The following is a 12,671-nucleotide window of genomic DNA, read 5'->3' as shown; positions in this document are numbered from 1 at the left end:
CAAGGATATTTTTATGTGGGCAAAGGAAGGCGAGGATTTAAGTACAACATGCAAAAGTTGTGGAGTAGCTGTTTTACCACCTGACGATTATTGCAAAGGTTGTGCTGATAAAAAGCTTACGGGGATTGGAGGTTGGCTGTATTTACCTGCTATTTCTTTAGTGCTGGTGATTATTTCGAGCATTTATTCTTTTGTACGAACATGGGGGCTTGCTCAGGGCAGTCAGGAAGAACCGCTCAGAACTCTGCTTTATCTGGAAGTGGGCGGATGTGCCACGATATTTCTGTTGGTGAGTTATACTACTTTTTTGTTTTTTAATAAGAAACGCCAACTTCCTCACTACTATATTGCCCTTCTTCTGGCGCTCTTCGCATTGAATGTTGCTGATACCTGGGGAGCAGTACAATTTCTTCATGCCACAATTGATCTTTCAGACGCATGGGGTGTGCTGAAAAATATCATTCATCTGGCTATCTGGGTTCCCTATTTCCGTGTCTCTAAACGCGTCAAATTAACTTTTGTTAATTAAAACGCAAAAACGCCGGACTGCTCCGGCGTTTTTAGACCATTACGCGTCCGGGAACTCACGGATAAAGCGTTCGACATCTTCAACCATATGGTCATTGCCGACGAAGAACGAACGGCGCTGATGCAGGGTTTCCGGGATGATATCCAGAATACGCTCTTTGCCATCGCTCGCTTTACCGCCAGCTTGTTCCGCCAGGAATGCCATTGGGTTGCATTCATACAGCAAACGCAGTTTACCGTCCGGGTGACTTGCGGTGCTTGGATAGAGATAAATGCCGCCTTTCAGCAGGTTACGGTGGAAATCCGCGACCAGTGAACCGATATAACGTGAGGTGTACGGGCGGTTGGTGGACTTATCTTCTTCCTGGCAGAATTTAATGTACTTCTTCACGCCGTTAGGAAACTTAATGTAGTTTCCTTCGTTGATGGAGTAGGTTGAGCCTTTCTCCGGGAAACGCATTTTTTCCTGACACAGACAGAAAACGCCGAGTGACGGATCATAAGTAAAGGCGTGGACGCCGCAGCCAGTGGTGTAAACCAGCATGGTAGAGGAGCCGTATACCACGTAACCTGCGGCAACCTGTTTATTACCAGGCTGGAGGAAATCCTCTTCCGTTACCGGCGTACCAACAGGCGTGACGCGGCGGTAGATGGAGAATATAGTACCGACAGAGACGTTAACATCGATGTTGGACGAGCCATCCAGGGGGTCCATCAGCACAACGTATTTTGCGTGTTCACACCCATCAAAGACGACAATCCCATCCTCTTCTTCAGATGCAATGCCCGCAACGATATCGCGCGCTTTCAATGCGGCTTTCAGTTTTTCATTAGCGAACAGGTCGAGTTTTTGTTGCACCTCGCCCTGCACATTCTCAGCACCGCTGGCACCCAGGATATCAACCAGTCCGGCTTTGTTGATATCTCTATGGATAATCTTGGCGCCCAGTTTTATTGCCGACAGCAAAGCAGTGAGCTCACCGGTAGCATGAGAAAACTCGTGCTGCTTTTCGACAATAAATTCACCTAACGTTTTCATAAAACTTTCCCTGCAATGTTTATGGAGTAAAGCGACCGCAACAATCTTAACAAATAATCTGAATGTTGCGCTCAGGTGAATCGCGCCAGCAAATTACGGATTATCCTGAAATGCGTTTCTCACTTGCCCGACATATGCGTAAAATGAGCGGTAGATTAAAAAAGGATAATGACGTATGCGCATTCATATTTTAGGAATTTGTGGCACGTTTATGGGTGGTCTGGCGATTCTGGCGCGCCAGTTGGGCCATGAAGTAACGGGTTCGGACGCCAATGTGTATCCGCCGATGAGCACCTTACTTGAGAAGCAAGGCATTGAACTGATTCAGGGTTTCGATGCCAGCCAGCTCGATCCGCAGCCGGATTTGGTGATTATTGGCAATGCCATGACCCGTGGAAATCCGTGTGTGGAAGCGGTACTGGAAAAAAACATTCCGTATATGTCAGGTCCACAGTGGCTGCACGATTTTGTGCTGCGTGACCGCTGGGTTCTGGCCGTTGCTGGTACACACGGCAAAACTACTACCGCGGGAATGGCGACCTGGATTCTGGAACAGTGCGGCTATAAACCGGGTTTTGTGATCGGCGGTGTACCTGGAAACTTTGAGGTTTCGGCGCGTCTGGGCGAAAGCGACTTCTTTGTTATCGAAGCGGATGAGTATGACTGCGCCTTCTTTGACAAACGTTCTAAGTTTGTTCATTACTGCCCGCGCACGCTGATCCTCAATAATCTTGAGTTTGATCACGCCGATATTTTCGATGACCTGAAAGCGATCCAGAAACAGTTCCACCATCTGGTACGTATTGTTCCGGGGCAGGGCCGTATTATCTGGCCGGAAAACGACATCAACCTGAAACAGACCATGGCGATGGGCTGCTGGAGCGAGCAGGAGCTGGTGGGCGAGCAGGGACACTGGCAGGCGAAAAAGCTGACCACCGACGCTTCCGAATGGGAAGTTTTGCTGGATGGTGAAAAAGTGGGTGAAGTGAAATGGTCGCTGGTGGGGGAACATAACATGCACAACGGTCTGATGGCGATTGCTGCGGCCCGTCATGTTGGTGTTGCTCCGGCAGATGCTGCTAATGCGCTGGGGTCATTTATCAACGCTCGTCGTCGTCTGGAACTGCGTGGTGAAGCAAATGGCGTGACGGTATATGACGATTTTGCCCATCACCCGACGGCAATTCTGGCAACGCTGGCGGCGCTGCGCGGTAAAGTTGGTGGTACGGCGCGTATTATTGCCGTGCTGGAACCACGCTCGAACACCATGAAGATGGGCGTCTGCAAAGATGATTTAGCACCGTCGTTAGGTCGTGCCGATGAAGTCTTCCTGTTGCAACCGGCGCATATTCCGTGGCAGGTAGCCGAAGTGGCGGAAGCCTGTATTCAGCCTGCACACTGGAGTGGTGATGTCGATGCGTTGGCAGATATGGTGGTGAAAACCGCCCAGCCTGGCGACCATATTCTGGTGATGAGCAACGGCGGTTTTGGTGGTATTCATCAGAAACTGCTGGATGGTCTGGCGAAGAAGGCGGAAGCCGCGCAGTAACCCTGAGACGTTTTATAAGGCCTACAGGGGCAACGTGCTTTTGTAGGCCGGATAGGGCGTTCACGCCGCATCCGGCATTTGAGCATAGCGCCTGATGCGACGCTTGACGCGTCTTATCAGGCCTACAGATCTGGCGGTGCACTGCATCCGGCAAACCATACTCACATCAGCAACAAAACTTACCCTTCGTTCTCCGCTAACTCACGCAGATACTGGAAAATCTGTCGTGCGGATTTCGGCGGCTTGTTCCCTTCTTTCTCTTTCTTCGCGTTGCGGATCAGAGCACGTAATTGCTGACGATCGGCATCTGGCCACAAGTTCAATACCTCAGCGATGGCATCATCACCGTGGTCGATCAAACGATCGCGCAGGTTTTCCAGTTTATGGAACAGCACAACCTGCTGGTTGTGGCGGTTTTTCAGCTTATCCAGCGCCTGACGGATCGGTTCTACATCGCGCTGACGCAGCATCTTACCGATAAGCTGCAACTGGCGGCGGCGGCCTTCCATCTTAATACGCTGGGCTAACTCGATAGCTGCGCGCAGATCCGCATCTAGCGGGATCTTATCCAGCGCGTTTTTCCCCAGATCTACAATTTCCGCACCCAGGCGTTTTAACTCCTCGGCATCGCGTTTAATTTCACTTTTACTGACCCAGATAATTTCATCGTCTTCGTCTTCGATATCATCACCGGGAACGTCGTCGAGCCAGTCTTCGGGCTGCTTAGTCATGTCAGGCTCCTTAAAAAAAGAGGCTAATGTTACCAGTTAAGATGCGCACTGAAAAACGGTTCTCTGTTAGACTTCAGAGAAACTCTCTACATTATGGCACTTGCAATGAAAGTAATCTCTCAAGTTGAAGCGCAGCGCAAGATTCTGGAAGAAGCAGTTTCGACTGCGCTGGAGTTGGCCTCAGGCAAATCGGACGGTGCAGAAGTTGCCGTCAGCAAGACCACCGGCATTAGCGTAAGCACGCGTTATGGTGAAGTGGAGAATGTCGAATTCAATAGCGATGGCGCGCTGGGGATCACCGTTTATCACCAGAACCGCAAAGGTAGTGCATCATCCACCGATTTAAGCCCGCAGGCCATTGCCCGCACCGTACAGGCGGCGCTGGATATTGCCCGTTATACCTCGCCAGATCCCTACGCAGGCGTGGCAGATAAAGAGTTGCTGGCCTTTGACGCGCCTGATCTCGACTTGTTCCACCCTGCGGAAGTCTCTCCGGATGAAGCCATTGAACTGGCGGCCCGTGCTGAACAGGCTGCGTTAAAGGCGGACAAACGCATCACCAATACCGAAGGCGGCAGCTTTAACAGCCACTACGGGGTAAAAGTATTTGGTAACAGCCACGGCATGTTGCAGGGCTACTGTTCAACGCGCCATTCACTCTCCAGTTGCGTGATTGCCGAAGAGAACGGCGATATGGAGCGTGATTATGCCTACACCATTGGTCGCGCGATGAGCGATCTACAAACGCCGGAATGGGTCGGGGCAGACTGCGCCCGCCGTACTTTATCGCGCCTGTCACCGCGTAAACTCTCCACTATGAAAGCGCCGGTAATTTTTGCCAATGAAGTTGCCACGGGGCTGTTTGGTCATCTGGTCGGCGCGATTGCCGGTGGTGCGGTCTACCGCAAATCGACTTTTCTGCTCGACTCGCTCGGTAAACAAATTTTGCCTGACTGGCTGACCATTGAAGAACACCCGCATTTGCTAAAAGGGTTGGCATCCACGCCATTCGACAGTGAAGGTGTGCGCACCGAGCGTCGCGATATCATCAAAGATGGCATCCTGACTCAGTGGCTGCTGACTTCCTACTCTGCGCGCAAGCTGGGGCTGAAAAGTACCGGTCATGCGGGCGGTATCCACAACTGGCGTATTGCCGGGCAAGGTCTGAGCTTCGAGCAGATGCTCAAAGAGATGGGCACCGGGCTGGTGGTGACAGAATTGATGGGCCAGGGCGTGAGCGCAATTACCGGTGATTATTCCCGTGGTGCCGCGGGCTTCTGGGTAGAAAACGGCGAAATTCAGTATCCGGTTAGCGAAATCACCATCGCAGGTAATTTAAAAGATATGTGGCGCAATATTGTCACCGTCGGTAACGATATTGAAACACGCAGCAATATACAGTGTGGTTCTGTACTGTTGCCGGAGATGAAAATCGCCGGGCAGTAAAAAACTGGCGCGACCTGCCGCGCCGAATCTTAATAAGAAAAATGGAAGGAAGTGAGCAATGCGTAAAAGCCTGTTAGCTATTCTTGCAGTCTCCTCGTTGGTATTCAGTTCGGCGTCGTTTGCCGCTGATCTGGAAGGCAATATGGAAACCCTCAACGACAATTTAAAAGTGGTCGAAAAAGCGGATAACGCGGCGCAAGTCAAAGATGCGTTAACCAAAATGCGCGCCGCGGCGCTGGATGCGCAAAAAGCAACGCCGCCGAAGCTGGAAGGTAAATCGCCAGACAGTCCGGAAATGAAAGATTTCCGTCACGGTTTCGACATTCTGGTCGGCCAGATTGACGACGCGCTGAAGTTGGCGAACGAAGGTAAAGTCAAAGAAGCACAGGCCGCCGCAGAGCAACTGAAAACCACCCGCAACACCTATCACAAGAAGTATCGTTAATGCTGGATTGGGCGGTGAAACATCACCGCCCAACGCTCTTCTCCTTTCATAAATCCCACGCAGAATTTACTGTCAACACGACCATTGTCCTGTGCGTAGCCCCATTTTTGCGAGGCGTTTTCCATAAATGAATGTAATGCATATGTAATGCTATAATGCATTACACTTTTCGTAATTACCGGAGGCATAATGGCCACACTTAACGTCCGCCTGGATGACAAACTGAAAAATGAGGCTTATGCGGTGCTGGAAAAATTAAATATCACGCCTACTGAAGCAGTGCGACTGCTGTTTCAGTACGTTGCGGAAAATGGGCGAATGCCGGTAAAAACGCTCACTGTCAGTGATAGCGAAGAAGCCTTGTTACGCACTGTCAGGGAACGACTGGCCAACCCACAAGAGGCCATTAAGGTCCGACTGGATGAACTATGAGCTGGCCTTTGATCCGCGAGCGCTGAAAGAGTGGCAAAAGCTGGGCGTGGCAGTCCGGGAACAATTTTAAAAAAGCTTGAGAATGTGCTGAAAAGGCCGAGCAATCCATCGGCTAAACTGCGGGATTTGCCGGACTGCTATAAAATTAAGTTTCGGACACTGGGATATCGTCTGGTCTATCAGGTCAATGATAAAGCGTTGCTCGTGTTGGTGATAGCTATTGGTAAGAGAGAGAACTCAGCCGTTTATGATGAGGCGGATAAACGGCTGGATGAGTGATTACCGCAAATGATGCACCACCTGGTTGCTGCTACCGCGCCAGATCAGGGACGGATCTTTTAAATCCTGCACAAATTTGCCGTCGACCAGCACGTTAATCAAGTCAACAACCTGCATTTGCGCAGCATTGAGTTCGTCGAGTTTATAGCCTGTCCATACCCAGATATCTTTACCAGGGCACTCGGCGCGGATGCGTTGTACCAGTTTTAAAATATCCGGCACGTTTTGTGGGTGCAGCGGGTCGCCGCCGGAGAGGGAAATACCCTGGCGTTTGATGCGGGTGTCGTTCAGATCGTTGATGATCTGGTCTTCCATTTCTTTGGTAAACGGTTGACCGGAATTTACCCGCCAGGTGCTTTTGTTATAGCAGCCAGGACATTCATGGACGCACCCGGAGACAAACAGGGTGCAGCGAGTGCCGGGGCCGTTAACGATGTCGACAGGATAGTATTGATGGTAATTCATTTTTGCCTGGCTTATCAGTCCGCGTGTAGGCCGGATAAGACGCTTTCGCGTCGCATCCGGCATTTGCTTACCGCAGAGTGAAGATCAACCGATTTGCCCATTGCCCAAATGTTTAACGCGGCGCTTAACTTCTTCCTGCTTACCGGCGTTAAACGGACGCGCATCAGGACTGCCTAAATACCCGCACACGCGGCGAGTCACCGACACACGGGAGGTGTCATGGTTACCACATTTCGGGCAGGTGAAGCCTTTGCTGGTGCACTCAAACTCACCGGTAAAGCCACATTCGTAGCATTCATCGATCGGCGTGTTGGTGCCGTAATACGGCACATGCTGATAGCTGTAATCCCAGACATCTTCCAGCGCCTTCAGGTTGTGCTGAATATTTGGATACTCGCCGTAGCAAATGAAGCCACCGTTCGCCAGCGGCGGATAAGGCGCTTCAAAGTCGATCTTGTCGTACGGGTTAACCTTCTTCTCAACATCGAGGTGGAAACTGTTGGTGTAGTAACCTTTATCGGTCACGCCCGGCACCACGCCAAACTCCGCAGTATCAAGACGACAGAAGCGATCGCACAGGTTTTCACTCGGCGTACTGTAGAGGCTGAAACCGTAGCCGGTTTCTTCTTTCCACTGATCCACCGCCTGACGCAGACGTTCAACAATGGCAATACCTTTCGCACGCAGTTGCTCGTTGTCGTAAACATGTTCGCCGCCGAACAGCGCATTAATCGTTTCGTGGATCCCGATATAACCCAGCGAAATCGATGCACGACCGTTTTTGAAGATTTCAGAAACGTCGTCATCAGCATTCAGACGTACGCCACAGGCACCTTCCATATAGAGGATTGGGGCCACGCGCGCTTTCACGCCTTCCAGACGGGCGATACGGGTCATCAGCGCCTTACGCGCCAGCACCAAGCGTTCATCCAGCAGCTTCCAGAAGGTGGCTTCATCACCTTTTGCTTCCAGCGCAATACGCGGCAGGTTAAGGCTGATTACGCCGAGGTTGTTACGTCCATCGTGGATCTGCTCGCCGTTTTCGTTTTCCCACACGCCGAGGAAGCTGCGGCAACCCATTGGCGTTTTAAACGACCCGGTAACTTTAACCACCTGATCGTAGTTCAGAATGTCTGGATACATGCGCTTGCTTGCACACTCCAGTGCCAGTTGTTTGATGTCGTAGTTCGGATCGCCTTTTTTATGGTTCAGGCCATCGCGGATCGCAAACACCAGTTTCGGGAACACGGCAGTTTTACGGTTTTTACCGAGGCCCGCGATACGGTTACGCAGGATAGATTCCTGAATCAGACGCGACTCCCAGCTAGTACCCAGACCAAAGCCAAAGGTGACAAACGGCGTCTGACCGTTGGCTGTGTGCAGGGTATTCACTTCATATTCCAGCGACTGGAACGCGTCGTAGCACTCTTTGATGGTACGAGAGTTGGCGTAGCCTTCAGCGTCTGGAATGCTCCACTCTTCCGCTGTTTTACGGTGCTTGTTGTAGCTGGCAGTGACGAACGGTGCCAGAACTTCGTCGATACGGTTAATGGTGGTGCCGCCATAAATATGGCTGGCAACCTGGGCGATAATCTGTGCAGTTACTGCGGTTGCCGTAGAGATCGACTTCGGCGGTTCAATCTCGGCGTTCCCCATCTTAAAGCCCTGGGTCAACATACCTTTCAGGTCGATCAACATGCAGTTGAACATCGGGAAGAACGGCGAGTAATCGAGATCGTGGTAGTGAATATCGCCACGCTCATGCGCCTGAACCACGTCACGCGGCAGCAAATGCTGGCGTGCATAGTGTTTAGCAACAATCCCGGCCAGCAGGTCGCGCTGGGTCGGAATCACCTTGCTGTCTTTGTTGGCGTTTTCATTGAGCAACGAAGAGTTGGTCTGCTCGACCAGGCCACGGATCTCCTGGTTCAGGCGACCGCGTTTTTCACGTTCAATGTCGCGATCATGACGGTACTCGATGTAAGCACGAGCCAGTTGTTTGTACGGGCCAGACATGAGCTGGTTTTCAACTGCAGTCTGGATTTCGTTGATATCGACCTGGGTGCGGCCTTGCATTTGCTCGCTGACGACAGCGGCAACAGTGGCACAATAATCTGCATCATCGACTTCCGCTGCTTTAGCTGCACGCAGAATAGCTTCTTTGATGCGCTCTGATTTAAACGGCACTTTGCAGCCGTCTCGTTTCATCACATGCGGTGTCATGATCGCTCCATATTTTTAAGAACAGGTTATACACAGAAAATTGGGAAGTGCGCCCCGGTTTATTTGGCTCTTTTTACGGGGAGTTACAGCAGTCCCAATCTGCCTTATCCACAATTATGTCGGCTTAGTTGGTGTGTATCTTGATGCAAGTATAGTCGACGGATACAACATATTGGGTTGCGATGCATTTTAAAGTCTATATATAGTGCTTTGCATTAAGGATGTTTGAGCTTTTTTTGATTTAGCTCAAAGTAAAAAGCAGAGTGTACGGATGACGGGCGCTACAGCGATGTGTAAATTTTTAATAATTTTCTGTTTAAAAAACCAACAAAAACAATGTGCTGCCATGTAAGGCCCCGAAAATGCTCGCTTTACCGGGGCCAGGAGAAGAATTATCTCTGCAACCACCAGGCAGCCTCAAAAGGCCGTAATGTCATGGCTCCCGGTTGAGAGGAGGCTTCTTCATAGTTGTGCATTAACAGTTGCCAGTCGCCGCGGATTTGCCCTGGCTGCCAGGGTTGTATGTCGCGGCTAAGGTTGGCAATCACCAATAAGGTTTGCCCCTGCCATTCGCGGCGATAGCACCACAACGCAGGGCTGTTTGGCAGCAGATCCTGGTAATCGCCCCATGTCAGAATGGGTTCTTGTTTACGCAGCGCGATTAATTTCTGATAGGTGTAAAACACCGAAGATTCATCGGCCAGCGCGGCTTCCACGTTGATTTCCCGATAGTTATCACACACGGCAATCCACGGTTCGGCGGTAGTAAACCCGGCGTTATCGCCGTTGTTCCATTGCATTGGCGTGCGGCTGTTATCGCGGGACTTGCTGGCGAGGATCGCCAATAACTCTTCGGCGTCACACCCGCAGTTGCGCAGTTCGGCAAACATGTTGAGGCTTTCCACGTCGCGGTAATCGGTAATGCGTGTGAAATGCGGATTGGTCATGCCAATCTCTTCCCCCTGGTAAATATAAGGCGTTCCCTGCATACCATGCAGCACCATCGCCAGCATTTTTGCCGCAGGCTCTCGGTAGTCACCTTCATCGCCAAAGCGAGAAACAATGCGCGGCTGATCGTGGTTACACCAGAACAAAGCATTCCACGCGACGTTATGCATTCCCTGTTGCCAGTGGCGGAACAATGTTTTTAACGCTACAAAGTCAGGTTTAGCTAGCGTCCATTTTTCACCGCCGGGATAATCGACCTTCAGGTGATGAAAATTAAAGGTCATCGACAATTCACTGCCTGTCAGCGCCGCGTATCGCTGGCAATGTTCAAGGCTGGTGGAGGACATTTCACCTACGGCCATCAACCCGCGTGGTGTAAAGACATCACGGTTCATCTCGTGCAAAAACTCATGGACTCGTGGCCCGTCGGTGTAGAAGCGACGCCCGTCGCCATCCAGATCGTCAGGGAAGCGCGGGTCTTTGGAGATCAGATTCACCACATCCAGACGCAGCCCGTCTACCCCGCGATCGGCCCAGAACTCACAGACTTTTTTCAGTTCTGTGCGTACTGCTGGGTTTTCCCAGTTGAGATCGGCCTGTTCTGGTGCAAACAGATGCAAATAATACTGTTCGCTTTCTGCGTGCCAGCGCCAGGCATTGCCGCCGAATTTAGAACGCCAGTTATTTGGTGGTATTCCTGGTTCGCCGTCACGCCAGATATAAAACTGACGATAAGGGCTTTCTTTGTTCAGCGCCTCGCGAAACCAGGCGTGTTGGGTAGAAGTATGGTTAAACACCATATCAAGAATAATGCGAATACCGCGCGATTTCGCCTGCGCCACCAGTTCGTCAAAATCATCCAGCGTGCCATACGTGGGATCAATCGCCGTATAGTTCGCCACGTCGTAACCGTTATCGACCTGGGGAGAGACATAAAAGGGGGTCAACCAGATAGCATCGACCCCCAGTTTTTGTAGATAGTCGAGGCGCAGGGTGACTCCGCGCAGATCGCCGGTGCCGCTGCCGGTGGTGTCCTGAAAACTCTTTGGATAAATCTGGTAGATAACGCCGTTTTGCCACCAGTGGGGAAGATTAGTCATTAGGTTATTCCTGCAACTGCGAGGGGGCGCAAGTGCGCCCCGAAGAAAATTAAACAATTTCAAGCGTACCCAGGCGATATTTCCGCTGGTAGATAAACGAGGTGAGTACAATCGGAATGATGATGGCGATAGCCATTGCCAGCGCAAACACCTGCCAGTAGCTCGGCTGAATAGAGAGAATGCCCGGCAGACCGCCAACACCGATGCCGTTCGCCATGACGCCGTTCAGGCCGCATAACAATCCCGCCACACCAGAACCAATCATCGCGCACAGCATCGGGAAGCGATATTTCAGGTTGATGCCGTACATTGCCGGCTCTGTGACCCCAAGCCAGGCGGAGATCGCGGCAGGCACGGAGATCTCGCGTTCATTGTGCTTGCGGCTGGAAATGATAATACCTATCACGGCGGAGCCCTGAGCGATATTCGACAGTGCAATCAGCGGCCACACTGGCGTGCCACCCATGCTTTGAATCATCTGCAAATCAATAGCAAGCGTGGTCTGGTGTACGCCGGTGATCACCAACGGGGCGTACAGGAAGCCAAACAATGCCGCACCAATCGGCGCAAAGCTGCCGGTCATCAGGTGGCGTACCGCAAAGGCAACGCCATCGCCAATCATGCGGCCAAAGGGACCAATAAGTGCATGGGCAAGGAACACCGCGAGGATCAACGAACAGACCGGCACAACCACCAGATAGAGGTAATCTGGCACGATGCGCTTAAGGCGGGTTTCAATAACGCCAAGCGCCAGCCCGGCCAGCAGTGCCGGGATCACCTGTGCCTGATAGCCCACTTTAGCGATGCTGAACATGCCAAAGTCCCATACTTCTGGCACCTGCTGCCCGAGCAGATAGGCGTTCATCAATTGTGGAGAAACCAGCGTCACGCCAAGTACGATACCGAGAATCGGTGTGCCACCCATCTTTTTCACCGCTGACCAGCAGATTCCGACTGGCAGGTAGAAGAAGATCGCTTCACCGATCAACCACAAAAAATCGTAGATCGTTTTTAGAGAAGGGTACATTTGCGCCAGCGTCTGCCCGTTGCTCATGGGTAGATCGCCAATCACATTGCGAAAACCGAGGATCAAACCACCACTAATTAGCGCCGGTAGCAACGGGAAGAAGATCTCTGCGAAATGGGAGATCAACTGTTCATGCCATTTCATATTTTGCCGTGCAGCTTTTTTCACCTGCTCTTTATCGACCTGCGCCTGACCAGTCCTCGCCAACAGCGCTTTATAGTAATCGCCAACGTTGGTGCCAATGACCACCTGAAATTGCCCGGCATTGGTGAAGCAGCCTTTCACCATTGGTAATTGTTCAATTTCTTTCGGTCTGGCATTGGTCGGTTGGTTGAGGACAAAGCGCAGGCGTGTAATACAGTGGCTCACCGTCGCGATATTGTCGCGCCCGCCGACCAGTTCAATCAACTGGTCGATATCCGTTTGGTTCACTTTGCTCATCGTAAAGCCCCGTGGCAG

12 protein-coding genes and 1 pseudogene are annotated in these 12,671 nt (G+C 51.5%); 6 read left to right on the top strand and 7 right to left on the bottom strand.

The window, feature by feature from the left end; all coding sequences use genetic code 11:
• The first annotated feature begins 13 nt into the window (after positions 1-13).
• Positions 14-529, top strand: a complete 516-nt coding sequence (locus C0K55_RS08085; protein ID WP_105266254.1) for a DUF2569 domain-containing protein — start codon at positions 14-16, stop codon at positions 527-529.
• Positions 530-568: 39 nt separating this feature from the next.
• On the opposite strand, the gene fbp is transcribed toward C0K55_RS08085, so the two are convergent.
• Positions 569-1,567 carry a class 1 fructose-bisphosphatase gene (gene fbp / locus C0K55_RS08080; protein ID WP_000853758.1) on the bottom strand — a complete coding sequence of 333 codons (999 nt, stop codon included), beginning with the start codon at positions 1,565-1,567 and terminating at the stop codon, positions 569-571.
• 175 nt (positions 1,568-1,742) lie between these two features.
• Here fbp and mpl point away from each other — a divergent pair, with 175 nt between their 5' ends.
• The gene (gene mpl / locus C0K55_RS08075) at positions 1,743-3,116 is read left to right on the top strand and encodes a UDP-N-acetylmuramate:L-alanyl-gamma-D-glutamyl-meso-diaminopimelate ligase (RefSeq protein ID WP_001219774.1); all 1,374 of its coding nucleotides are present in this window, start codon (positions 1,743-1,745) and stop codon (positions 3,114-3,116) included.
• 179 nt (positions 3,117-3,295) lie between these two features.
• On the opposite strand, the gene yjgA is transcribed toward mpl, so the two are convergent.
• Entirely contained in the window at positions 3,296-3,847 is a 552-nt protein-coding gene (yjgA, locus tag C0K55_RS08070) for a ribosome biogenesis factor YjgA (RefSeq protein ID WP_000166266.1), read from the bottom strand.
• 93 nt (positions 3,848-3,940) lie between these two features.
• Here yjgA and pmbA point away from each other — a divergent pair, with 93 nt between their 5' ends.
• Both pmbA and cybC read left to right on the top strand, forming a co-directional pair.
• Positions 3,941-5,293 (top strand): metalloprotease PmbA, encoded by a 1,353-nt coding sequence (gene pmbA, locus C0K55_RS08065; protein ID WP_001162190.1) that lies wholly within the window; start codon positions 3,941-3,943, stop codon positions 5,291-5,293.
• A gap of 58 nt (positions 5,294-5,351) precedes the next feature.
• Positions 5,352-5,738: a cytochrome b562 gene (gene cybC / locus C0K55_RS08060; RefSeq protein WP_001232257.1), complete on the top strand. Its 387-nt coding sequence runs from the start codon at positions 5,352-5,354 to the stop codon at positions 5,736-5,738.
• Here cybC and C0K55_RS08055 read toward each other — a convergent pair.
• Positions 5,735-5,899, bottom strand: coding sequence for a hypothetical protein (locus tag C0K55_RS08055; protein ID WP_228943734.1), 165 nt, complete (start codon positions 5,897-5,899; stop codon positions 5,735-5,737). The genes cybC and C0K55_RS08055 overlap by 4 nt on opposite strands.
• Positions 5,900-5,927: 28 nt before the next feature.
• Between C0K55_RS08055 and C0K55_RS08050 the strand changes: the two genes are divergently transcribed.
• Together C0K55_RS08050 and C0K55_RS08045 are read left to right on the top strand one after the other, a co-directional pair.
• Positions 5,928-6,170, top strand: a complete 243-nt coding sequence (locus tag C0K55_RS08050) for a type II toxin-antitoxin system RelB/DinJ family antitoxin (RefSeq protein ID WP_000212715.1) — start codon at positions 5,928-5,930, stop codon at positions 6,168-6,170.
• Positions 6,160-6,449 (top strand): annotated as a pseudogene (locus C0K55_RS08045) (type II toxin-antitoxin system RelE family toxin). The gene C0K55_RS08050 and the pseudogene C0K55_RS08045 overlap by 11 nt, the downstream one beginning before the upstream one ends.
• Here C0K55_RS08045 and nrdG read toward each other — a convergent pair.
• The 4 genes from nrdG to treB all read right to left on the bottom strand — a co-directional run bounded on the left by nrdG (position 6,450) and on the right by treB (position 12,653).
• Complete coding sequence (nrdG, locus tag C0K55_RS08040; protein ID WP_001106237.1) at positions 6,450-6,914, bottom strand: anaerobic ribonucleoside-triphosphate reductase-activating protein; 465 nt, start codon at positions 6,912-6,914, stop codon at positions 6,450-6,452.
• A gap of 84 nt (positions 6,915-6,998) precedes the next feature.
• A complete protein-coding gene (gene nrdD, locus C0K55_RS08035) occupies positions 6,999-9,137 on the bottom strand; it encodes an anaerobic ribonucleoside-triphosphate reductase (protein WP_000187807.1) in 2,139 nt (712 codons plus the stop codon).
• A gap of 392 nt (positions 9,138-9,529) precedes the next feature.
• The gene (gene treC, locus C0K55_RS08030) at positions 9,530-11,185 is read right to left on the bottom strand and encodes an alpha,alpha-phosphotrehalase (RefSeq protein ID WP_105266253.1); all 1,656 of its coding nucleotides are present in this window, start codon (positions 11,183-11,185) and stop codon (positions 9,530-9,532) included.
• Between the two features lie 49 nt (positions 11,186-11,234).
• Positions 11,235-12,653: a PTS trehalose transporter subunit IIBC gene (gene treB, locus C0K55_RS08025; protein ID WP_000049038.1), complete on the bottom strand. Its 1,419-nt coding sequence runs from the start codon at positions 12,651-12,653 to the stop codon at positions 11,235-11,237.
• Between the last annotated feature and the right edge of the window lie 18 nt (positions 12,654-12,671).

This window comes from Escherichia sp. MOD1-EC6098 (genome assembly GCF_002965865.1).
Classification (GTDB): domain Bacteria; phylum Pseudomonadota; class Gammaproteobacteria; order Enterobacterales; family Enterobacteriaceae; genus Escherichia; species Escherichia marmotae.
The sequence above is the reverse complement of the archived record's forward strand: the minus strand, read 5'-3'. Positions and strand labels throughout refer to the sequence as shown.